Source organism: Pseudomonas sp. GM18, assembly GCF_000282195.1.
Taxonomy (GTDB): Bacteria; Pseudomonadota; Gammaproteobacteria; order Pseudomonadales; family Pseudomonadaceae; genus Aquipseudomonas.
The window spans coordinates 121,311-142,665 of the sequence record NZ_AKJT01000036.1 but is presented as its reverse complement, the minus strand read 5'-3'; the positions used below and the strand labels follow the sequence as shown (position 1 = coordinate 142,665).

Below are 21,355 nucleotides of genomic sequence, written 5' to 3'. Positions count from 1 at the left end.
CGGCGGCCGCCGATTCCAGGGTAAAACCGCCCCGGAATATCCCCAATCGACGCAGGCAGGTTTGCTCGCAGGCATTGAGCAGTTCGAAGCTCCAGTCCAGTGTGGCGCGCAGGGTCTGATGGCGGGCCAGGGTCGTCTGACAGCCTTGGGCAAGCAGACGAAAACTGTCTTGCAGTTGCGACAGCAAGCCGCTCAAACCCAGGTTGCCGACTTGCGCCGCCGCCAGTTCGATCGCCAGCGGTATGCCGTCCAGGCGACGGCAGATTTCAATCGCCAGCGGCAGGTCGGTTTCGCTCAGTTCGAAGCTGTCGTGGCTGGCCATCGCCCGCTCGACAAACAATTGCAGCGCCGAAAATGTCAGGGCCTGAGCGCGGTCGAGCACGGCGATGGGCGGCGGGCAGTCCAGCGATTCCAGGCGCTGCACGCATTCGCCTTCGGCCCGCAGGCTTTCGCGGCTGGTGGCCAGAATGTGCACCTGGGGCGCCGCGCGCAGGATGCTTTCGCTGAGCAACGCAATGGCATCGATCAGGTGTTCGCAATTGTCGATGACCAGCAGCATCTGCCGTTCGCGCAAGCACGTGAAGAGCCCGTTCATGGGGTCGTCGTCATGCAACCGCAAGCCCAGCGCCGTCGCCAGGTGCGCGCCGATCATCAAAGGGTCGTTGATCGGTGCCAGGTCCACCAGGCGAATGCCGTCTCGATAGCGACCGATCAGTTGCTCGGCGACACGCAGCGCCACGGTCGTCTTGCCGATCCCGCCGGGGCCCACGAGGGTGATGAAACGCTGCTGTGAGAGTTGCGCCAACAGGCTGTCGACCAAGGCCTGACGGCCGATCATGCGAGTCCGGCGGACCGGCAGGTTATGGCCGCCCGGTTCATTGGCGTCGTTTTGGGGGCGTTGTTCGATGGATTCCAGGGAAAACGGCGCGACAAAACTGTAGCCGCGCTGGGCGACGGTGACGATGTAGCGCTGGCCGGCCTGACCGTCACCGAGGGCTTTGCGCAGTGCCGCCATGTGCACGCGCAGGTTGATGTCTTCCACCACGCTTTTCGGCCAGACCCGGGCAATCAGGTGTTGTTTGCTCACCACCTGGCCTGCGTGCTCCAGCAACATCAACAGAATGTCCATGGCCCGCCGGCCCAGGCGCAGGGGCTGGTCGGCCTCCATCACCAGGCGTTGTCCGGGGTAGATCCGGTAGGGGCCGAAATGGATGGCCTGTTCGGGGGAAAGGGTCAACGGGTCACTCCTGCTTGCATCTGTCATCACGCGCTATTCGGGCATGTTCCTCAAGTTTTTTCGGCAACGCAACGCAGCGTCAGGTGCGCAGTAGAAAATTAACAACGTTTAACTCGTGTTGTGTCCGGTCTACGCTCAAAAATCCATTTCTTCAATTAGCCGAAGGTATCGGCCTTTTTGCAACAGAAAGTGCAACAAAAAGCGTGCCGCAAAAGGACGAACACTTCTGGAGGAGCCGGAATGAGCAACGTGGTGGTGGTCTATCACAGTGGTTACGGGCACACCCGGGTCATGGCCGAAGCCGTGGGACTGGGGGTGGAACGGCACCTGGGCAGCACCTGTCGGCTGATTCCGGTGGAGGACGTGGACGAACACTGGGAACGCTTGCACCGTGCCGATGCAATCATCTTCGGCGCCCCGACCTACATGGGCAGTGCCTCGGCGGCGTTCAAGGGCTTCATGGAGGCCACCGCGTCGTTCTACCTGGCCCAACCCTGGCGCGACAAACTCGCCGCCGGGTTCACCAACTCCGGCTGCCTGTGCGGCGACAAGCTCAACACGTTGCTGCAGATGGCGGTGTTCGCCGCCCAGCACTCGATGATCTGGGTCGGCCTCGACCTGCTGCCCGCGCGCAGCAGCATCGGCGTGTTCGACGGGCAGTTGAACCGACTCGGCAGTTCGCTGGGGGCGATGGCCCAATCAAACGTCGAACAATCCCCCGAATGTGCACCTCCCCTGGAAGACCGCCGTACCGCCGCACATTTGGGCGAGCGGGTGGCGCGCCTGGCCGAACGAATGGCTCATACCTCTTATCAACCGTCGTAAACCCCATGCATCAGGAGAATCAAAATGAGCACCTTCACCACCCGAGACGGCACCGAGATTTACTACAAGGACTGGGGCACCGGTCAGCCGATCGTCTTCAGCCACGGTTGGCCGTTGAATGCCGACAGTTGGGAGTCGCAGATGATCTTCCTGGCCTCCAAAGGCTACCGGGTCATCGCCCATGACCGCCGGGGTCACGGGCGTTCGAGCCAGCCATGGTTCGGCAACGAAATGGACACCTACGCCGATGACCTGGCGCAGTTGATCGAGCACCTGGATCTGCAAAACGCCGTGCTGTTCGGCTTCTCCACCGGCGGTGGCGAGGTGGCACGCTATATCGGTCGTCACGGCACCGGTCGCGTGGCCAAGGCCGGGCTGATTTCTTCGGTGCCGCCGCTGATGCTCAAGACCGAGGCCAACCCCGGCGGCCTGCCAATGGAAGTGTTCGACGGTATTCGCCAGGCGTCCTTGGTCGACCGTTCGCAACTGTACAAGGATCTGGCCAGCGGTCCGTTCTTCGGTTTCAACCGGCCGGGCGCCAAACCCTCGCAAGGCATGATCGACTGGTTCTGGCTGCAGGGCATGGCCTCCGGTCACAAGAACGCGTACGACTGCATCAAGGCATTCTCTGAAACCGACTTCACCGAAGACCTGAAGAAGTTCGACGTACCGACCCTCGTGGTGCATGGCGACGACGACCAGGTGGTGCCGATCGAAGCCGCCGGCATCGCCTCGGCGAAGCTGGTCAAAGGCTCCACATTGAAGGTCTATCCGGGAGCTCCACACGGCCTGACCGATACCCACAAGGATCAACTCAACGAAGATCTGCTGGCGTTCATCAAGGGCTGATCAAAATCAAAAGATCGCAGGCTGCGCCAGCTCCTACAGCGTTAAGTGAACGTCTGTGGGCGTTGGCGAGGGCTGCGATCTTTGCTGTTCATTTGCAGGCTGCGCCAGCGCTTACAAGGTGATGTGAACACCCGCAGGAGCTGCAGAAGGCTGCGATCTTTTGATCTCGGGATAGGGTAGGGTACGCAGGGCCCGACAGCGCCAGGCAAACGGTGTAATGCCTTCGCTGCGGGTAAAGATATGAGAGAAGTGTGCCTGATCGCAGAAGCCACATTCCAGGCTGATTTGCGTCAGCGTCATGTCCGTGTTCTGGATCAACTGCTTGGCCCGGACGATGCGTTGCTGTCGGATCCAGTCCTGCGGTGAAACACCGGTGCTGCACTTGAACGCCCGGGAAAAATGACTTCGCGACAGGGCACAGGCCCGTGCCAGTTCCGTCACTTCCAGGGGTTCACCGAGGTTATCGAGGATCAACTGCTTGACGAGGGTTTCACGCCAGGGACTCAGGCCGCCCGTGGCTTTTTTTCGTGTTTCAGTGGCACGCGCACTGATCGCGGTTTGCTGAAAATGAGCCATGGCCAATGTCCGTGTCGATGGGCGCGCGCGGTTGCGCTGCACGGTGGGTCAGCACGTTTCTTTTTCTAAAAACTCTAAAAAAAGAGGTCTGCGCAGAAGGCTTCATTTTTGGTCGCGAGGGCTTTGGCTTGCGAGTTAAACGTTGTTAATTCCGTAGTCAGGCTTAAGGGTGAAAATGCGCCAACTGAGCACATCGCTGCAATTCGCGCCGATGCATGGTCATGCAAGATTGACGACGTGCAGCGGCCTGGGCAGGGCTGCTTTTTCTGGCTCAGGCAAGGGTGATCTCATGAAGCATTCCCGCGTTTGCCTGCTTGGCGGATTTGGCCTGGCATTGGCTCTGAGCTGCGAAAGTACCGATGATCGAGTAAAGTCCGACACACTTGCGCCTGGCTGAACACAAAAGGGAACCGTGCCCATGAACCGTAATGATCTGCGCCGCGTCGACATGAACCTGCTGGTGATTTTCGAAGCGCTGATGTTCGAAAAAAACCTGACCCGCGTCGCCGAAAAGCTGTTCATGGGCCAACCAGCAGTGAGCGCCGCGCTGGGCCGGTTGCGTGATTTGTTCGACGATCCGTTGTTGCTGCGCAACGGTCGCGGCATGGAACCGACGGCGCGGGCGCTGGCGATTCTCAAGGAGCTGCAACCGGCCATGGACACCATCTCGGGGGCGGTCAGCCGCGCCAAAGAGTTCGAGCCGGCCAGCAGCTGCGATGTGTTTCGCATCGGGCTGTCGGACGATGCCGAGTTCGGGCTGTTTCCACCGTTGCTGCGCCAGTTGCAGGAAGAGGCGCCGGGGATCGTGGTCGTGGTGCGTCGCGCCAACTATCTGCTGATGCCGGCGTTGCTGGCGTCGGGGGAAATCTCGGTGGGCGTGAGCTACACCACCGACCTGCCAGCCAATGCCAAGCGCAAGAAACTGCGGGACATCCCCTGCAAAGTCCTGCGTGGCGATGACCGCCCGGGGCCTCTGACTCTCGACGAATACTGCGCCCGTCCACATGCGATGGTGTCGTTCTCCGGAGACTTGAGCGGCAACATCGACCTCGACCTGGCCAAGGTCGGCCGCACCCGCCGCGTGGTGCTGGGCGTGCCGCAATTCAGTGGTTTGCGCGCGTTGCTCGTCGGCACGGAGATGATCGCCACCGTGCCGGATTACGCCGCGTGTGCGTTGGTTGAGGGTTGTGGTTTGCGCGCCGAAGATCCGCCGTTCCCCATCGACGCCGCGCAACTGTCGATGGCCTGGAGCGGGGTGCATGACAACGATCCTGCCGAGAAATGGCTGCGGTCGCGGATCAGCCAGTTCATGTCGGCCTCGCTGGATATTCCGGCTGTGTAAGGCGAAACCGCGCCGCACCGTTCGTCTGAAACAGCCACTCACCTATAAGTTCTGACAGTAGCGCGTACCCGTACGTCGGTGTGTGATTCATTCAATGCTCTTTCGGGGGCCGGATCGATCATGCACAGGGACAGAACAATGAACATCGCTACCGCCACAGTGAACGCCGGCAGCCCACCGCCTCCTGTCATCCAGGAAAGCGCTAATCAGTCCCTCCTCAATCCGGTGGACGTGAGGAACACCCTCATGATCGAGGTGACCGATCCGGCGTTGCAGGACGCCGATCAGGTGAGTGTGACCTGGACAGGTGCTCCGGGCTCCGGACCAAACGGCTCTCTCACCACGGCTTTCATCAACGCCGGTAGCACCCGGCCGCTGGTGAGTCGACTCCCTAATTCGCTGGTGATCTTCAATCTGGGCAACACGGTGATGGTGACTTACACCATCATTCGCGGCACCGCTGCCCCCGTGACTTCAGAGCCACAGGTGGTGTACGTGCTGCCTCTGGCGCAACGCGATTGGCCTCGTCCCTTCATCACCCAGGCAGAACAGTCCGGGGAAGGTCCGATGCTGGACGTCAAGGGCCTGACCGACTTTATCCTCCGAATCAACGCGTGGCCCTTGGGTGGTCGGGGCCAATACCTCTGGCTGCGGCTTACAGGCACCAACGCCGATGACAGCGTTTTCGATGAGGAGTATTGGAAACCGCCGAGCGATGTCATCACCGATCAATTCAACCGTTTCGGTTACTACGAGCGAAGCCACTCCGCCACTGCCCTGCACGGGCTCAAGGACCGCAGCGTACTGACCCTGAAGTTAATGGTGGGGCTGCAAGGGAGTCAGGATCCGTCCCTTGCCCAGCCGTTAGCCCATCGAAACTACATCGTCCTGACGAGCGCAGTGGTAAGCCGGGAAGTGACGATCGAGGAAGCGCTAGATGACGCCAATTTGAACCCGATTAACGCAACGACACATTTGACCGCTGTCTTGAATTATGCGAGTGAGTCTACCGATCTGGTCAGTGTGACCTGGACTGCCGAGTCAGGCACGCCGGCGGCGGGTTCGCGCACCACAAGCCCTGTCCCGGTGGGCGCCATGCCCATGAAAATACCGTTGCCCGTTCCATTGGTGCCTTTCAGCATCGGCAAGGCGGCGGGTATCTCGTTCACCTACACGCGTGGCTCATCGGCGCCAGTTACTTCACCGCCCTGGCCGTTAAATGTTCTGCCTATCCCGAAGGCCTCGCTCGTTTCCCCGGTGATTGCCGAAGCGAACGGTACAACCGAGCTTGATCTGAAGGACGTCATTGCCGGAGCGACCCTGCGGTTTGGCATCTGGCCACATATCCTGACCGGACAACGAGTGTCGTTGATGTTGATGGGCCGCAATACCAGCGGCGCCGAGCATAACCTCACTCTATGGACAGACACGCGCAACGCGGTTCATCGAGCATGGGTTACGGCTGGTAGTTACAGCACGATCATCCAATCTGGCTATCTGCTGGCGCTCATGCCCGGGAGCAAATTGTCTATCGTGTTCTCGGTGTACATGGATCAGGTGCCTGGTTCGGCGGCCAGGACGGATTTCAATGCGCAGGAATACACTATCAAGGACACTCGTTGACCAGAGAAGGGGCGAGAGGTTTTTGGTATTCGACGTGCAGTGTTTAATGGTGTTTAGCGTTACTTCCTGAAAGCTACAGATCCTTGCGCCGTTGCCTACGACTGCGCCAGAATCCGCCGGCTTGTGCGCTTTGGGCCTGGTCTTTATCGTTTCCGCATCGCTGCCAATCAGCGATCGGGTTTAGCGACCTGAACAGGTATAAGCGCAACAACGCTCCGTCATATTGCAGGCATTCCATGTCTGCAGTTTCGATATGGTGGCTGTGCGCGGGAGGCCCTCGGGCCTGCCGGGTCTTATACCTCTCGGTTCGCTAACCTGCGTACAGCCGCCACCCTTACTTGTTTAGCGACAGGTACTGGTGGTTCCATCAGGTATAACGGAGATTCACCATGTTCAAAGCCACACCTAACCCGCCAGAAAGTGACGACGTTTCCCCCTACGATCCCCTCGATCCCAAAAAGCTCAACGAAGCCGCCGAGCGCGCCCTCGATCACTACCTCAAACCGTCCGACCCCGACGGCGCCAAACAGCCCCCGCGCAAACCGAGCACGATTTACACCGTCGCCCCCAACATCGACATCGAAGAGTTACTGGCCAATGCCTGCGAGTCCTTTGCCTCGGCCAAGGTGATCGCCAGTGACTGTGCCGGGTTTCTGCAGGGGCCGCAGCGCAATACGATACTGGGCGTCGCGCAGCTCATCATGTTCGGTGAGCTGGCGGTGAGTCGGGCGCTGGATAGTCTGGAGCTGAAGGCCGATCCGGCCCTGTAACTTGAGGTCAAACGCTGATTCCTGTGGCGAGGGAGCAAGCTCCCTCGCCACAGGAAAGGTGAACGCACTGACTGGCATCTGACTCCGTTGCAACCGAAAACGGCCCTTCACAGGCCGTTTTTTTGTGCCTTGCGAAAATCCTGAAAAACCATCGCACATGACCGCTCGTCGTAAAGCCACCGTCACCTGTCAGATCTGACAGTAGCCGGTTTTCTCCTTTCGCGGTGTGATGAGGCTTGATCCCGAAATGACTCAGGCACAACGCACCAGGAGAAAAAGATGAGCATCAACGTCAATTCCGCACAGGCCAGCGCCGGACTTTTGTTGGTTCCCATGTTCATCCCTGGCTCGAAACAAACGGTGCTTCCGCCCGGATACGCCCATCTCGGCATACCCCAGTCCATCTATCAGATGCCAAATGGTCTGGCACTGGTGGTTGATCCCGTCACGATGCTGAAAACGTTTACGCTGGATGCATTCGACACCGTGGAAGTGTGGGCCAACGGCAAAGCCACTTCCGTGAGCAAGGTCATCCTGCCGGGAGAAGAGCAACTGCGCATTCTCCTGTACCTGCCGCTGGGGAGGCTGGTGAACGGCGTCAATCAGCTGTTTTATCGGGTCACCCGGCCCAGCGGGAATTTCGAGGATTCGACCCCGGTACTGGATGTGCTGTACCACGATCCGGCACCCGGTAACCCCGCGCCGGCCGGCATCACCATCGTCTTTCCCCCCAACATCGTTGCCAACGGCGTCGGCCCCGCAGAAGCGGCGGCGGGGGTATTGGTCACCTTCAACGTCAGCTTCGCGCGGCCATTTGATGAGATTCGCCTGGATGTGGGTACCTGGAACACCACGTTTACCGTCACTGATCCTTCCAAGCCGATCACGCTGACCCTGACCGCCGCTGATTTCCAGCAGATCGGCGACAACGCCAATACACCGGTCAAATGCACGGTGACCGATCAGTTGGGCAACGGAAATCAGTCGGCGACGACCTATCTTGATATCCACGCCAACCGTCTCAATCTGCTGGCCCCGACCGTCAAGGGCCAGACAGGCAACAATTTCAACCCGACCCTGCAGGATGTCCGGGTGGCGGTGCCGCCAGGCTCGCTGCTGCCTACCTACAAGGTGACCGTGAAGTGGCAAGGCGCGACCGGCACGCCAGCGGCGGGCTCCTTCACCAGCCCGCAACGCCTGGTCAGCGCCGGGCTGGAGTTTGTCGTGCCACGCTCGGTGCTGGCCTACAGCTTGGGCAAAACCGTGACCGTCAGTTACGTTATCGAACACAACGGCATAACCACTCCCTCATTGCTCTTGTCGCTGAACATTCTGCCGTTGCCGACGACGGCGCTGATCCCGCCGAAGATTGTCGAGGCCGATGCCAACAACGTGCTGGATGTGATGGCACTGGGCACCAGCAACGCGACCATCCACGCATTGCTCTGGACGCTGATCAAAGCGGGCCAGCAAGTGTGGATGAGGCTGGAGGGGGAAAAAGCGGACGGCACGGCGCACAACCTGCAAGTCTGGAGTGGCGGGATCTCAAAGGTCAACGCCACGTGGGTCAGCCAGGGCTTCTGGCCCAAGGTTCTGGTCAACAGCTACCTGAAGCTGCTCGGGCACGGCTCTACATTAACGATCAAGTTCAAGGCGTCGCTGGACGAGAGCAACAACCCGGCGACGGCCACGGTGTTTCCGGATCGCACCTATACCATCAAGGCGGTGGAGCTGGTGGTTCCGACGTTGAGCAGCGTAACCGACGCTGGCAGCAAGGAAGTTCCGGAGGGCGGGCTGACCGTGAGCACCGTCCTGAAGCTGAAGGGCTTCGCCAGCAAGGGGCTGCCCGTCGAGATCTTCGATGGCAGCGGTCCGAGCGCGGTGTCCAAGGGCATAGCAACCGCCAACCCGACGACGGGTATCTGGGAGCACACAATCAGCGTACCGGTGGGTGGTCGTCGCTTGTATGCCCAGTCGCGGTATCACCCCGACTACGTTTTCTCCAACGTGCGCAAGCTGACGGTGGTGGCCGTGATCGTGCCGACGCTGGTCAATGTGCTGGACGCGAACAACGTTGAAGTGCCGGAGGGCAACAGCACCACCAGCACCACATTGAAACTCAAGGGCAAGGCGAGCAACGATCAACAAGTGGAGATTTTCGATGGCAGCGGTCCGAGCGCGGTGTCCAAGGGTGCGGCGACTGCCCATGCGACGACGGGGGACGTGGAGTGCACGATCACTGTAGGGGAGGGCAGCCACCGTTTGTATTTCAAATCGCTATATCACCCCACCGCGACCTACTCCAATGTGCGTCTGCTGACGGTAATCGCCGCCGTGGCGCCGACGATCACCTCAGTGAAAGGTAATTCTGCCAGCGGTCCGGAAATTCCCAATGGCACCTCCACCACCGCGACCACGTTCGTGTTCACCGGCAAGGCGAGTGCCAATCAGAAGATCGAACTGCGTGACAAGGGCGCTGTGCAAGCCACAATCACCGTCGGCGCCACAGGTGGCTGGACTCGTACCCTGACGGGGCAAGCACAGGGCGCTCACAGCTATACGGCGAAGGCGACTTACGGGACATTGCCGGAATCAGCGGCCCGGACGTTGACCATACTACCGGCGCTTAACCCAGGCCCTAATAAAACTCTCAATCTAGTCAACTTCATCGTTGCACAAGGTCGCCCACCAGCGAGTGTTCCACCCGAAGCCATCTTCACGCAAACGGCCTCAGGAGGTCGACCACCCTATGCCTACACTTCCGAAAACAGCAACGTTGCCAGCGTCACCAGCCAGGGTGGAACAGTGACGTGCAGAGCCAATGGTTCTACGAGAATCCATGTCCGGGATGCAAACGATGTCCAGGTTTTCTACACGGTAACAGTCAGCGGAATCAAAACGTTGCTGCAAAATGACTCAACCTGGCGGACATGGCCAGAAGCATTCAACTATTGCCAGGCAAGAGGCGGCCGCTTGGCCACGCTGAACGAAATGCTGGCGTTCTATAACCTTTATGCCCGAGAAGGAGGAAATGTCGCAGCGTTACTGGGGTGGCCGCTCATACAAGCTCACCCCAGTGCGTTGTATGGGGCTTGGGTGGCGGATGGGGGCGGAGGCTCACATTATTATTTCAACCTTACCGGAGCCCCGGCCCACGGGGGTAACGTTCCATATGGCCTCCATGGTGACGGCTATAGACGACCAGCGTTGTGTCTGATCGGTTGAGCATTCGCGCACCCTCAATATGGAGACGCAGCCGGCTCCATGACTCGGGTGCTGGATAACCTCACCCCATCGTCTGTAAAGGCAAAAGAAAGGCAAAAGGGGACGTATTTATTAGTTCGTCCCCGCTGTCTATAACCGCTCTCCAATCTATAAACAGCGATGTTTAAGAGACATCTCCAGACACTCTCTCAAGCTACAGATCCTTGCGCCGTTGCCTACGACTGCGCCAGAATCCGCCGGCTTGTGTGCCTAAGGGCCGGGCTCTATTGTTTCCCGGTCACTGACGAATCAGCGATCGGGTTTAGCGACCCGAACCTTTGTAGGCGCAACAGCGCTCCAAACTCTCTTGCAGATTGTTCATGTCTGCGATTGATGTCATGGCGGCTGTGCGCGGGAGATCTTCGGGTCTGCCGGGCGCCTACACCCGGTTCGCTAACCTGCGTGCAGCCGCCACCCTTACCTGTTTAGCGACAGGTCTTGGTGGCTCCATTTCTTGTAGGAGTTTCACCATGTTCAAGATCACACCCAACCCACCCGAAACCGACGACGTTTCCCCCTACGAAACCCCCGATTCAAAAAAACTCAACGAAGCCGCCGAGCGCGCCCTCGATTACTACCTCAAACCGTCCGACACCAAGCCCCCACGCAAACCGAGCACGATTTACACCGTCGCCCCCAACATCGACATCGAAGAGTTACTGGCCAATGCCTGCGAGTCCTTTGCCTCGGCCAAGGTGATCGCCAGTGACTGTGCCGGGTTTCTGCAGGGGCCGCAGCGCAATACGATACTGGGTGTCGCGCAGCTCATCATGTTTGGTGAACTGGCGGTGAGTCGGGCGCTGGATAGTCTGGAGCTGAAGGCTGACCCGGCCGTCTGACCGGGTCATCACAAAACATCCCTGTGGCGAGTAATGCTGTTCATTGAAGCAATTTCAGCCGCGACGCATTCCTTGTAGCAGCTGCCGAAGGCTGCGTTCGGCTGCGCAGCAGTCGTCAAACCAGTGATTGCGGTGTGTCAGGCAGACCGCGTCAGCCGGACTCACGACTGCTGCGTCCGAACGCGGCCCGAGCCGAACGCAGCCTCGCAAGCTCGACAGCTGCTACAGATCGCATTATGGCACCCTGGGCGAGGGGCAAACTCTCTCGCCACAACGCCCCCCGTAGGAGCAGCCTTCAGCAGCTCCTACGGGGGGCGTTGAGCCTAAGCTCTTCGTATCGCAAAGAGAGCACGTACATTCAATTTTTCCCTACCCCTTGGCGGCACTATTCAAGCCAATGATTGAACAGGGGTGCGGCCATGAATGCTTCGCAACGCAATGAACAGGCGCAAAGCCTCGGGCTGCTGTTTCTGCGGGTCACCGGCAGCTTGTTCCTGCTGTGGGTTCACGGCTTGCCCAAGCTGCTGGACTTCAACGCGCAGTTGCAACTGATCGAAGACCCATTCCACCTCGGCGCCCACCTCACCCTGAGCCTGGCGATTTTCGCCGAAGTCCTGTGCCCGCTATTGATCGTCGCCGGTGTTCTGGCGCGGCTGGCGTGCTTGCCTATTCTGTTTGTGCTGCTGGTGGCGCTGCTGGTCGTGCACCCGGAATGGAGTGTGGCCGAAGGGCAGTTCGGCTGGCTGTTGTTGATCATCTTCACCTCTGTGTTTATCGCCGGGCCTGGACGGCTGGCGCTCAATGTTCGTTTGCCCGGAGTGCTCCGTTATGTCTGAAGCCCAAACTCAAAAAGCGCCGGGGTCCGATGAGATCGTGACGCTGATCGTCAAGCACCGGGTCAAGGCCGGTTTCGAAGCGGCCTATGAAGCCTGGCTGCGCAACATCGTCAGCGTAGCGGGGCGCATGGAAGGACATCTGGGCGTGGACGTGATCCGCGGCAAGAACGCAGGCCTGGACATGTTCACCTGCGTGCTGCGCTTTTGCTCCACCGAGGCCATGCAGCGCTGGCTCGATTCGCCGCAACGTCAGGCGCTGATCGATGAAGCCTCGCCGATGCTGGCCGACGGCGACCAGACCGAGGTCAACCCGGTCAACGAATTCTGGTTCGCGCCGCTGGCCGATGCCGCCTCGCCACCGCCGCGCTGGAAGCAGGCCGTGTTGTCCTTGCTGGTGATTCTGCCGCACACCTTGCTGGTGCCGCTGCTCTGGGGGCCGCTGCTCAAACTCAACGCTTTTCTCTCCAACTACCTGGTCGCCACGTTCCTGATCACCGTGACCATCGTGGTGTCGGTGGTGTACGTGTGCATGCCGGCCGCAACTCGCTTGTTTGCGCCGTGGCTGACGGTCAGTCAGCCACGGGAGCACCTCGAATCCAACGCAAATTCGCCGCGCTGAGCTGGCGCTTTTTGCTTCATTTCACTGATGACGAAGGAACTGCGATGAACGCCGATCTGATTCTGTTCAATGGCCAATTTCATACCGTAGACCGCGAAAAACCCCTCGCCAGCGCCGTGGCGATCCGCGATGGCCGCTTCGTCGCGGTCGGCACCGACGCCGAGGCCATGGCCCTGCGCGGCTCGGGCACCCAGGTGATCGACCTCAAGGGCCGCTGTGTTATCCCTGGCCTCAACGATTCGCACCTGCACCTGATCCGTGGCGGTTTGAACTACAACCTCGAACTGCGCTGGGAAGGCGTGCCGTCCCTGGCCGATGCCTTGCGCATGCTCAAGGAGCAAGCCGACCGCACACCGACGCCGCAATGGGTGCGGGTGGTCGGTGGCTGGAACGAATTCCAGTTCGCCGAAAAACGTATGCCGACCCTGGAAGAGCTCAACCAGGCGGCGCCAGATACTCCGGTGTTCGTGCTGCATTTGTACGACCGCGCCTTGCTCAATCGCGCTGCATTGCGGGTTGCTGGTTACACCCGCGACACGCCGAACCCACCGGGTGGCGAAATCGTGCGTGATGCCAACGGCAACCCGACCGGCATGCTGGTCGCGCGGCCCAATGCAATGATTCTGTACTCGACCCTGGCCAAGGGGCCGAAGCTGCCGCTGGAATATCAGGTCAACTCGACCCGCCAGTTCATGCGTGAGCTCAACCGCCTCGGCCTGACCAGCGCGATCGATGCCGGTGGTGGTTTCCAGAATTACCCGGACGATTATCAGGTGATCGAGCAGTTGGCCAAGGACGAGCAACTGACCATCCGCATCGCCTACAACCTGTTCACCCAGAAACCGAAGGAAGAGCTGACCGATTTCCAGAATTGGACCGGCAGCGTCAAGTTGCATCAGGGCGACGACTTCCTGCGGCACAACGGCGCCGGCGAGATGCTGGTGTTCTCGGCGGCGGATTTCGAAGACTTCCTCGAACCGCGTCCGGACCTGCCGCAGACAATGGAGCAGGAGCTGGAACCGGTGGTCCGCCATCTGGTGGAACAGCGCTGGCCGTTCCGTCTACACGCGACTTACAACGAATCGATCAGTCGCATGCTCGACGTGTTCGAGAAGGTCAACCGCGATATTCCGTTCAACGGCCTGCCATGGTTCTTCGACCACGCCGAAACCATTACTCCGCAGAACATCGAGCGGGTGAGGGCGCTGGGCGGTGGTATTGCGATCCAGGACCGGATGGCGTTCCAGGGTGAGTATTTTGTCGACCGCTATGGCAAGCAGGCCGCCGAATCTACACCGCCGATCAAGCGCATGCTCGCCGAGGGCGTACCGGTCGGCGCCGGCACCGATGCCACGCGAGTGTCCAGCTACAATCCATGGACCTCGCTGTACTGGATGGTCAGTGGCCGCACTGTCGGTGGCTTGGCGTTGTACGAGGAAGGCTTGCCGCGCACCACTGCACTGGAACTGTTCACTCATGGCAGTGCCTGGTTCTCGTCGGAACAGGGCAAGAAAGGCCTGATCAAGGTCGGACAATTGGCGGATCTGGCGGCGCTGAGCGCGGACTTCTTCAGCGTCGAGGAAGAAGCGATCAAGTGGATCGAGTCGGTACTGACCGTGGTCGGCGGCAAGGTGGTGTACGCCGCCGGCGACTTCGAAAAACTCGGGCCTGTCAGCCTGCCGGTCCTGCCGGACTGGTCGCCGGTGGCGAAAGTTCCGGGGCACTGGCGGCCGAACGCGCCGATGCAGGCGCAGGTGCACCAGTGCAGCGGCCCGTGCGCCGTGCATACCCACAGCCATGAGAAGGCCCGTATGTCGAACGTGCCGGTGAGTGATTTCGCCGGTTTCTGGGGCGCCTTCGGCTGTTCCTGCTTCGCGTTCTGAATCTTGCAACACAGCGTCGGCCATCATGGTCGACGCTTCATATCGCCACCCTCCGAGGAGTTTTACATGAGCAACGTACCTTACAAACGTCTGAACAAAGATGACGCCGTTGTACTGTTGGTCGATCACCAGACCGGCCTGATTTCGCTGGTGCAGGATTTCTCGCCCAACGAATTCAAGAACAACGTGCTGGCCCTGGGCGACATCGCCAAGTTCTTCAACCTGCCGACTATCCTCACCACCAGTTTCGACGCAGGCCCGAACGGCCCGATCGTGCCTGAACTGCGCGAGCAATTCCCGGACGCGCCGTTCATTCAGCGTCCAGGCCAGATCAATGCCTGGGACAACGAAGACTTCGTCAAGGCAATCAAGGCTACCGGCCGCAAGCAACTGATCATCGCCGGCGTGGTGACTGACGTCTGCGTGGCGTTCCCGACCCTGTCGGCGCTGGCCGAAGGTTTTGAAGTGTTCGTGGTAACCGATTCTTCCGGCACCTTCAACGAAACCGTGCAGCAAGCAGCGTGGGCGCGGATGTCGGCGGCGGGTGCACACCTGATGAACTGGTTCGCCGTGGCGTGCGAGCTGCAAGTTGATTGGCGCAACGACATGGAAGGCCTGGCCAACCTGCTGTCCCAGCGTCTGCCGAACTACCGCAACCTGATCAACAGCTACACCAAGTTCACTGCCAAGTAAGATGCTGAAGAAAAATGCCCGCAATGTGCGGGCATTTTTTTGTGCTGATCGAATGTCCGATACATCAGCGCTTCTGCAGCCATCCCAAAAAACCACCTCTGCTGATCGGTGCCGGTTTGGCCATCAACGCCAGCCGACTGTTCTGCTGCCGCACCGCCTGCAACTTGTCCAACGCCCGGCCCACTTCGCTGCGCTGTTCCATGCACTGGCGGGTCAGGTTCTTGTCGAGACGGTAGATGATCGAAGACGTCAGCGCGGTGAACGTCGCCTGCGACGGCGTATCGGCCAGGATGCTCTGTTCGCCCATGACTTCGCTCGGCCCCATGCGACCGGCCTCGGTGAAACCATTGCCGTCCGGCACGCTGGCACTGACGACGCCGGTGGCGATCACGAACAGGCTGTCCGGCACTTCATCCAGTCCCAGCACCACCTGGCCTGCGGCGTATTGTTGCGCGACCATCGATTCGGCGAGGCGATCACGTTCCTCATGGCTCAGCGAGCGGAAGATCTTCACTTCATCGAGCAGCGCGCGGGCGCGGGTCGAGGGTTCGATCACGCCGTCGGGGTGTCGCGAGATGCCGGCCGCTTCCAGATGGCGATGGGCGAGGTCGAACAGTTGATTGCGCACGTCGCTTTTCTTGCCCAGCTCGGCGATGAAACCGCTGGCCACGTATTCGGACATCTCTTCACCGGCCTCTTTCAACACCGCTTTGGGGGCCGGGTTCAGCAACAGGCTGCTGCTGCCTTGCAGCGTGCGGTCGAGGGCGTCGAGCACCCGGCGTGGGCGGATGTGGTTCGCCACCTTGATGCTGATCGACACCCCGTGCAGGTTGTTCGGGCGGCTGAGGTTGACGATCTTGGCCTTGGCCGCTACCGAGTTCGGCACCACGGCCATCGTGCCGGCGCTGCTCAACAGGTGCGTGGCGCGCCAATTGATGTCCAGCACTTTACCCTCGACGCCATCGATAACGACAAGGTCGTCCACCTGATAGGGCTTGGTGGTGTTGAGCACGATGCCGGAGAACACGTCGGCCAACGTACTCTGCAACGCCAGACCGACCACGATGGCGAACACGCCGGACGTCGCGAGCAGGCCTTTGACCGGCAGATCCAGCACATAACCGGCGGCCGCGACGATGGAGGCCAGAAACACCAGCGCACCGATAACGTCCTGCAACAAACGGCCGCTGTGACCTATGCGGCGCATCAGCACCAGACCGAACACTTCCGTGAGCACCCGTGCGGCATACAGCCACCAGAGAATCCCCAGCGCTGTCGCACCGAGTTGCGCCACCGGGTCATCGGCAAACAACGGCGCCTGCAACGGGCTGACGCCGGCGTTGATGACCAGCGCACTGAACACCAGAAACAGCACCAGCCGCACACCGACCTTTGGCGCGCGATGTTTGAACGGGACGAGGTGCCAGAGCAGAGCGTCGAGCACCAGCAGCAGGGCGCTCCAAGGCAACAGGTGGGCAGAGAAAAGGCTCATGGATTGCACTCCAACGGGCACAAAAAAACTCGCCACACCCTGGGGTGTGGCGAGAGGTTGGGCTTAGTTCAGATGCGTCTTGAGCTCGGCCGCGGCCTGACGTACCGCCGCTTTGACTTCCGGAATCCGGTTCAGCGGATTGAGCAGGCCAAAGTCATGAATCATCCCGTTGTAGCGCACCGAGGTCACCGGCACACCGGCCGCATCGAGGTGGCGGGCGTAGCCTTCGCCTTCGTCACGCAGCACGTCGAATTCGGCGGTCTGCACCAGTGCGGCAGGCAGGCCCTTGAGTTGTTCGGCGCTGGCGTTGAGCGGCGAGGCATGAATCTGCGCACGCTCGGCCGGGTTGGTGGTGTAGTTGTCCCAGAACCACTGCATCATCCCTTTGGTGAGGAAGTGCCCCTCGGCGAATTGCTGGTACGAGCCGTCGTCGAACTGTGCGTTGGTCACCGGCCACATCAACAGCTGGAAGCGCAGGGCAGGGGTGTTCTGCTCCTTGGCCATCAGCGCCACGACCGCCGCCATGTTGCCGCCGACGCTGTTGCCGGCCACCGCCAGTCGCTTGCCATCGACACCGATCTCTTTGCCATGCTCGGCCACCCATTTCGTCGCGCTGTAGGCCTGGTTGATGGCGGTCGGGTATTGCGCTTCCGGCGACGGCGTGTAGTCGACGTATACCGCGACTGCGCCGGAGCCCACTACCAGGTCTCGGATCAGGCGCTGGTGAGTCGGGAAGTCGCCCAATACCCAGCCGCCACCGTGGAAGAACATGAACACCGGCAACTCGCCCTTGACCTTGGCCGGACGCACCACTTTCAAGTTGATGGTCTGGCCATCGACTTTGATCGCCTTGTCGCTGATTTCAACACCCGACAGATCAACCTTCACCGAAGCCTGGGCGCCGGTCAGCACCGCGCGGGCGTCTTTCGGGCTCAGCTGTTCCAGCGGTTTGCCACCGCCGGCGGCGAGGGCATCGAGGAAGGCCTGGGTGTTGTGTTCGACACCGGGGCTGCCGGCGGCGAATGCGTTGCCGATGGACAGGGCGAGGACGGAAGCGGCGAGGGTTTTCTTGATGTTCATGTGCAAATCCTTTTTAAATCGTTTGAGTTTTTATGCCTTGGGATCGGGCTGCTGTGGCGCTGGGGGTCAGGCCTCAGCAACACCGTGAGCACAGATTAATGAGATGCCGGAAAGTGAAAAAGCGGCTATAAAGCGATTAACTGTCAACCAGAGAGTGACAATGAATCCGTTCGAAGACATGCGTATTTTTTGCCAGGTCATGGACTCCGGCAGCTTCACGGCGGCAGCCGATCAATTGGGCCTGTCCAAGCAATTCGTCAGCCGCCGCCTGATGCAACTCGAAGAGCGCCTCGGCGTGCGCCTGCTCAATCGCTCCACCCGACGGCTGGACGTCACCCCGCTGGGGCAGAGTTATTACGAATCGGCCCTGCGCCTGCTCAGTGAAGTCGAGCAAGTGGAGCAGGGCATCGCTGGCCAGACCATCGAGCCTCGCGGCACCGTTCGCCTGAGTGCACCGTTGTCGTTTGCCGTGGCACATTTGGGCTGTTTGCTGCCGGTATTTTTGCAGCGTTATCGCGATGTCACCGTGGAGGTCGACCTGAGCGATCGGCCGGTGGACTTGCTCGGCGAAGGATACGATTTGGCCTTGCGCATCGGCGTGCTGGAGGACTCGACCCTGATCGCCCGCCGCATCGCCGTCATCGAGCGGGTGTACTGCGCCAGCCCGGCGTATCTGGCCGAGCGTGGCACACCGCTCAAACCCGAGGATTTGTACACCCATGATTGCCTGCCCTACGGCCATGGCCGCCAGGTGCAATGGCGGTTCGAAGGGCGGGGCAAACCGCTGACCGTCAACGTCACCGGGCGGATGCGGGTCAACAACGGTGAACTGCTCAAGGACGCGGCCATCGCCGGCATGGGCATCACGTACTTGCCGAGCTTCATCGTCGGCTCGGCCCTGGAGGACGGCCGGCTGGTGCCGGTGCTGGATGATTTCCGCCCCGAGCCGCTGACCTTGTCGGCGGTCTACCCGCAGCATCGTCAGGCCTCGCGGCCGGTGCAGGCGCTGATCGAGTTCTTGCGTGAGCGGTTGAATCAGCAAGAGGGCTCGCGTCATCGGTGATTACAAGATCGCAACAAACCCCTGATGTGGTTTTTCCTGACGCTGATCTAGACTCGTGCCGGTCAATCAAAGGCCCGGAATCTGGAGCGTGCAATGGAAATGCCGACAAAAGAAAAAGCCATCGCCAGCAATCGCGATGCATGGAATGACTCCGCCCAACACCACAAAGGTACCCCCGAGTGGCAGGCCCGTTTGAGTGCCGTGAGCCATGGCGATTTTTCCTGCCTGGATGACACCCTCACCGGGTTGCTCCAACAGGTCGGTGTCGACGGCAAGGATGTGGTGCAACTGGGCTGCAACAATGGCCGGGAAAGTCTTTCGCTGTTTGCGCTGGGTGCCCGCAGCGTGGTGGGCGTCGACCAGTCCGGGGCCTTTCTCGATCAGGCCCGGGAGCTGGCATCCCGTTCGCCTCATCAGCCCGAATTCATCGAGGCTGACATCCATCACCTGCCGACGGAACTTCATCAGCGTTTCGACGTGGCGCTGATCACCATCGGCGTATTGAACTGGATGCCGGACATCGGCGAGTTCTTGCGCCATGTCGCGCAAACCCTCAAGCCCGGCGGCAGCCTGGTGATTTACGAAACCCACCCGTTCCTGGAAATGTTCGACCCCGAGTCAGCCGATCCCTATCGCCCGGACAGCTCGTATTTCCGCAGCGAGCCTTTCGTCCAGGACCAACCGATCGTCTACGAAGGCAAAGTCGAACAGCAGGCCTCGGCGTCCTACTGGTTCGTCCACACCCTGGGCGCCATCTTCACCGGTGCCGTGGAGGCGGGGTTGCAGATCAGTCATTTCAAGGAGTACCCGCATTCCAACCGCGAAGAGCTCTACGATCGGTATCAGCAGCAAAAAGCGCAGTTGCCGTTGTGTTACACGTTGGTGGCGGTGAAGCGAGCAACGTAGTGCCAGGGGTATTTTCAGAGCGTTGAGTGATTTGCCGCGTGTCCTGGTTGCGCGCAGAGATCAATGCCCAAGGCATGAATGACCTTTAGAACCGTATCAAAACGTGGTTTCGCCCCGGGTGCGAAGGCCTTGTACAGGCTTTCGCGCCCCATTCCGGAATCTTTGGCAATTTGTGTCATGCCGCGGGCCTTTACCACATAGCCGATAGCACGAAGAAACTCTTCGTTGTCGCCGTCTGCCAATACCTGAGAGAGGTATTCGCTGATGGCTTCGTCACTGTCGAGCAGTGCCGCCATGTCGAAGTTTGTTAGTTTTTGATTCATGCTTCTGGCTCCTCATTCCTGTGCGAATGTATCTGTTAGCGCAGGCATGAGGAGTCAGTTGGTTCTTTTGAGTTGGCTGTATTTTTCCCAGAACTGCGTAGGCAACATGACGCCATCGCGGGCAAGCCCTAATGTCAGTCAGTTAAGCCGTAATGCAATCTGTAGCAGCTGGCGAAGCCTGCGTTCGGCCGTAGCAGCTGTCGAGCCCTGGCGAGGCTGCGTTCGGCTGCGAAGCAGTCGTGAGTCCGACGAATGCAATCTGTCTGACGTACCGCAGTTATGGTTTTACGACTGCTGCGCAGCCGAACGCAGGCTTCGCCAGCTGCTACAAGGAGTGCGTCGCGGCTGAAATTGTTTAACTGACTGGCATTAGGGCAAGCCCGCTCCCACAGGGAAATGCGGCAAAATGTGGGAGCGGAAGCCAATCACGCCTGCGCCGCCGTCACCGGCCGCTGTTCCGGTTTGCGCAGTGCAGTCAGCCGTGAGGCGCTGTAGTAGGTTTCGCGGAAGAAGCGCCAGCGGCCGAACAGGTCGTAGACGTGGGTGATGCGCCCTTGCTCCTGGTAGTCCATGCGGATGTGCATTTTCATCGCCTGGATATTGCGGGTGTCGCAGACGTCGACGATCTTGTTGCACCCTTTGGCTCGCATCGCGTCCCAGAGCTTGAACTGGGCGTCCATCGACAGGCTGGTGCCAAAGTAGAGCGGGATCATTTCACCGCCGAACTCGAAAAACTCACCGGGGTTGATCCGGAACCAGCAGCCGTAATAGTGCCGGTCGAAGTAGTCCCTGGCACTGCCCCAGATAAATCCGATGGCATCACCTTGCTCATCCACGTACATGTGCCCGGTGTGGCCCTCGGCGGCGATTTCGGCCATGGCCTTGACGCGGTTACCGTAATACTTGGTGAACGCCGTGGCGTTTTCCGGGGTGATGTTCACCAGGCGCAAGCCCGAATAGGGCCGCAGATTTTGCGGCGCCACCGGGGTCACCAGATCGCGCCCCAGCCACAGCAGCTCCCGATGGAAGTACACATAACGCTTCCAGAGCGTCTGGAGTGTGTAGAGCAGGCCTTTTTGTTTGATACGTTCGCTAAGCTTGTCGATGACGCTCATGAAGTCCTCCGAGGCTGAAG

Annotated in this window: 19 protein-coding genes; 13 read left to right on the top strand and 6 right to left on the bottom strand. The window is 60.1% G+C overall.

Annotated features, from left to right (window positions below; all coding sequences use genetic code 11):
- A partial coding sequence (locus PMI21_RS17475; protein ID WP_007937068.1) for an ATP-binding protein occupies positions 1 to 1,237 on the bottom strand: 1,237 nt, incomplete at its 3' end.
- 240 nt (positions 1,238 to 1,477) lie between these two features.
- Between PMI21_RS17475 and PMI21_RS17480 the strand changes: the two genes are divergently transcribed.
- Together PMI21_RS17480 and PMI21_RS17485 are read left to right on the top strand one after the other, a co-directional pair.
- The gene (locus tag PMI21_RS17480) at positions 1,478 to 2,062 is read left to right on the top strand and encodes a flavodoxin family protein (protein WP_007937067.1); all 585 of its coding nucleotides are present in this window, start codon (positions 1,478 to 1,480) and stop codon (positions 2,060 to 2,062) included.
- A 24-nt stretch (positions 2,063 to 2,086) separates the two neighbouring features.
- Positions 2,087 to 2,911: an alpha/beta fold hydrolase gene (locus PMI21_RS17485; protein ID WP_007937066.1), complete on the top strand. Its 825-nt coding sequence runs from the start codon at positions 2,087 to 2,089 to the stop codon at positions 2,909 to 2,911.
- Between the two features lie 111 nt (positions 2,912 to 3,022).
- On the opposite strand, the gene PMI21_RS17490 is transcribed toward PMI21_RS17485, so the two are convergent.
- The gene (locus tag PMI21_RS17490) at positions 3,023 to 3,487 is read right to left on the bottom strand and encodes a helix-turn-helix domain-containing protein (RefSeq protein WP_007937064.1); all 465 of its coding nucleotides are present in this window, start codon (positions 3,485 to 3,487) and stop codon (positions 3,023 to 3,025) included.
- A gap of 418 nt (positions 3,488 to 3,905) precedes the next feature.
- Between PMI21_RS17490 and PMI21_RS17495 the strand changes: the two genes are divergently transcribed.
- From PMI21_RS17495 to ycaC, 9 genes are all read left to right on the top strand, one after another.
- A complete protein-coding gene (locus PMI21_RS17495; RefSeq protein ID WP_007937061.1) occupies positions 3,906 to 4,829 on the top strand; it encodes a LysR family transcriptional regulator in 924 nt (307 codons plus the stop codon).
- A gap of 138 nt (positions 4,830 to 4,967) precedes the next feature.
- Positions 4,968 to 6,452, top strand: coding sequence for a hypothetical protein (locus PMI21_RS17500; protein ID WP_007937060.1), 1,485 nt, complete (start codon positions 4,968 to 4,970; stop codon positions 6,450 to 6,452).
- 389 nt (positions 6,453 to 6,841) lie between these two features.
- A complete protein-coding gene (locus PMI21_RS17505) occupies positions 6,842 to 7,222 on the top strand; it encodes a DUF6124 family protein (protein ID WP_007937059.1) in 381 nt (126 codons plus the stop codon).
- A 279-nt stretch (positions 7,223 to 7,501) separates the two neighbouring features.
- Positions 7,502 to 10,447 (top strand): C-type lectin domain-containing protein, encoded by a 2,946-nt coding sequence (locus tag PMI21_RS17510; protein WP_007937058.1) that lies wholly within the window; start codon positions 7,502 to 7,504, stop codon positions 10,445 to 10,447.
- Between the two features lie 509 nt (positions 10,448 to 10,956).
- Positions 10,957 to 11,325 (top strand): DUF6124 family protein, encoded by a 369-nt coding sequence (locus PMI21_RS17515; RefSeq protein ID WP_007937057.1) that lies wholly within the window; start codon positions 10,957 to 10,959, stop codon positions 11,323 to 11,325.
- 419 nt (positions 11,326 to 11,744) lie between these two features.
- Positions 11,745 to 12,161: a DoxX family protein gene (locus PMI21_RS17520; protein ID WP_007937056.1), complete on the top strand. Its 417-nt coding sequence runs from the start codon at positions 11,745 to 11,747 to the stop codon at positions 12,159 to 12,161.
- A complete protein-coding gene (locus PMI21_RS17525; RefSeq protein WP_007937055.1) occupies positions 12,154 to 12,780 on the top strand; it encodes an antibiotic biosynthesis monooxygenase in 627 nt (208 codons plus the stop codon). The genes PMI21_RS17520 and PMI21_RS17525 overlap by 8 nt, the downstream gene beginning before the upstream one ends.
- A 44-nt stretch (positions 12,781 to 12,824) precedes the next feature.
- Entirely contained in the window at positions 12,825 to 14,663 is a 1,839-nt protein-coding gene (locus tag PMI21_RS17530; protein WP_007937054.1) for an amidohydrolase, read from the top strand.
- A gap of 66 nt (positions 14,664 to 14,729) precedes the next feature.
- The gene (ycaC, locus tag PMI21_RS17535) at positions 14,730 to 15,356 is read left to right on the top strand and encodes an isochorismate family cysteine hydrolase YcaC (RefSeq protein ID WP_007937051.1); all 627 of its coding nucleotides are present in this window, start codon (positions 14,730 to 14,732) and stop codon (positions 15,354 to 15,356) included.
- 64 nt (positions 15,357 to 15,420) lie between these two features.
- Here ycaC and PMI21_RS17540 read toward each other — a convergent pair whose 3' ends face one another.
- Positions 15,421 to 16,848 (bottom strand): mechanosensitive ion channel family protein, encoded by a 1,428-nt coding sequence (locus tag PMI21_RS17540; protein ID WP_007937049.1) that lies wholly within the window; start codon positions 16,846 to 16,848, stop codon positions 15,421 to 15,423.
- Positions 16,849 to 16,911: 63 nt separating this feature from the next.
- Positions 16,912 to 17,928 (bottom strand): alpha/beta hydrolase, encoded by a 1,017-nt coding sequence (locus tag PMI21_RS17545; RefSeq protein ID WP_007937048.1) that lies wholly within the window; start codon positions 17,926 to 17,928, stop codon positions 16,912 to 16,914.
- A gap of 160 nt (positions 17,929 to 18,088) precedes the next feature.
- On the opposite strand from PMI21_RS17545, the gene PMI21_RS17550 reads away from it, so the two are divergent.
- Both PMI21_RS17550 and PMI21_RS17555 read left to right on the top strand, forming a co-directional pair.
- Positions 18,089 to 18,991, top strand: coding sequence for a LysR family transcriptional regulator (locus tag PMI21_RS17550; protein ID WP_007937047.1), 903 nt, complete (start codon positions 18,089 to 18,091; stop codon positions 18,989 to 18,991).
- A gap of 93 nt (positions 18,992 to 19,084) precedes the next feature.
- A complete protein-coding gene (locus PMI21_RS17555; protein ID WP_007937046.1) occupies positions 19,085 to 19,897 on the top strand; it encodes a class I SAM-dependent methyltransferase in 813 nt (270 codons plus the stop codon).
- A 14-nt stretch (positions 19,898 to 19,911) separates the two neighbouring features.
- On the opposite strand, the gene PMI21_RS17560 is transcribed toward PMI21_RS17555, so the two are convergent.
- Both PMI21_RS17560 and PMI21_RS17565 read right to left on the bottom strand, forming a co-directional pair.
- On the bottom strand, positions 19,912 to 20,220 hold the full coding sequence (locus PMI21_RS17560; protein ID WP_007937045.1) for an addiction module antidote protein: 309 nt from the start codon (positions 20,218 to 20,220) through the stop codon (positions 19,912 to 19,914).
- Positions 20,221 to 20,645: 425 nt separating this feature from the next.
- Complete coding sequence (locus tag PMI21_RS17565) at positions 20,646 to 21,335, bottom strand: hypothetical protein (protein ID WP_007937044.1); 690 nt, start codon at positions 21,333 to 21,335, stop codon at positions 20,646 to 20,648.
- Positions 21,336 to 21,355: the final 20 nt, after the last annotated feature.

What these genes read in the sequence shown, in the direction of transcription:
- PMI21_RS17555 (WP_007937046.1), top strand. Translation starts at nt 19,085, where the DNA reads ATGGAAATGCCGACAAAAGAAAAAGCCATCGCCAGCAATCGCGATGCA.
- ycaC (WP_007937051.1), top strand. Translation starts at nt 14,730, where the DNA reads ATGAGCAACGTACCTTACAAACGTCTGAACAAAGATGACGCCGTTGTA.
- PMI21_RS17520 (WP_007937056.1), top strand. Translation starts at nt 11,745, where the DNA reads ATGAATGCTTCGCAACGCAATGAACAGGCGCAAAGCCTCGGGCTGCTG.
- PMI21_RS17485 (WP_007937066.1), top strand. Translation starts at nt 2,087, where the DNA reads ATGAGCACCTTCACCACCCGAGACGGCACCGAGATTTACTACAAGGAC.
- PMI21_RS17515 (WP_007937057.1), top strand. Translation starts at nt 10,957, where the DNA reads ATGTTCAAGATCACACCCAACCCACCCGAAACCGACGACGTTTCCCCC.
- PMI21_RS17505 (WP_007937059.1), top strand. Translation starts at nt 6,842, where the DNA reads ATGTTCAAAGCCACACCTAACCCGCCAGAAAGTGACGACGTTTCCCCC.
- PMI21_RS17540 (WP_007937049.1), bottom strand. Translation starts at nt 16,848, where the DNA reads ATGAGCCTTTTCTCTGCCCACCTGTTGCCTTGGAGCGCCCTGCTGCTG.
- PMI21_RS17550 (WP_007937047.1), top strand. Translation starts at nt 18,089, where the DNA reads ATGAATCCGTTCGAAGACATGCGTATTTTTTGCCAGGTCATGGACTCC.
- PMI21_RS17545 (WP_007937048.1), bottom strand. Translation starts at nt 17,928, where the DNA reads ATGAACATCAAGAAAACCCTCGCCGCTTCCGTCCTCGCCCTGTCCATC.
- PMI21_RS17565 (WP_007937044.1), bottom strand. Translation starts at nt 21,335, where the DNA reads ATGAGCGTCATCGACAAGCTTAGCGAACGTATCAAACAAAAAGGCCTG.
- PMI21_RS17500 (WP_007937060.1), top strand. Translation starts at nt 4,968, where the DNA reads ATGAACATCGCTACCGCCACAGTGAACGCCGGCAGCCCACCGCCTCCT.
- PMI21_RS17510 (WP_007937058.1), top strand. Translation starts at nt 7,502, where the DNA reads ATGAGCATCAACGTCAATTCCGCACAGGCCAGCGCCGGACTTTTGTTG.
- PMI21_RS17530 (WP_007937054.1), top strand. Translation starts at nt 12,825, where the DNA reads ATGAACGCCGATCTGATTCTGTTCAATGGCCAATTTCATACCGTAGAC.
- PMI21_RS17525 (WP_007937055.1), top strand. Translation starts at nt 12,154, where the DNA reads ATGTCTGAAGCCCAAACTCAAAAAGCGCCGGGGTCCGATGAGATCGTG.
- PMI21_RS17490 (WP_007937064.1), bottom strand. Translation starts at nt 3,487, where the DNA reads ATGGCTCATTTTCAGCAAACCGCGATCAGTGCGCGTGCCACTGAAACA.
- PMI21_RS17480 (WP_007937067.1), top strand. Translation starts at nt 1,478, where the DNA reads ATGAGCAACGTGGTGGTGGTCTATCACAGTGGTTACGGGCACACCCGG.
- PMI21_RS17495 (WP_007937061.1), top strand. Translation starts at nt 3,906, where the DNA reads ATGAACCGTAATGATCTGCGCCGCGTCGACATGAACCTGCTGGTGATT.
- PMI21_RS17560 (WP_007937045.1), bottom strand. Translation starts at nt 20,220, where the DNA reads ATGAATCAAAAACTAACAAACTTCGACATGGCGGCACTGCTCGACAGT.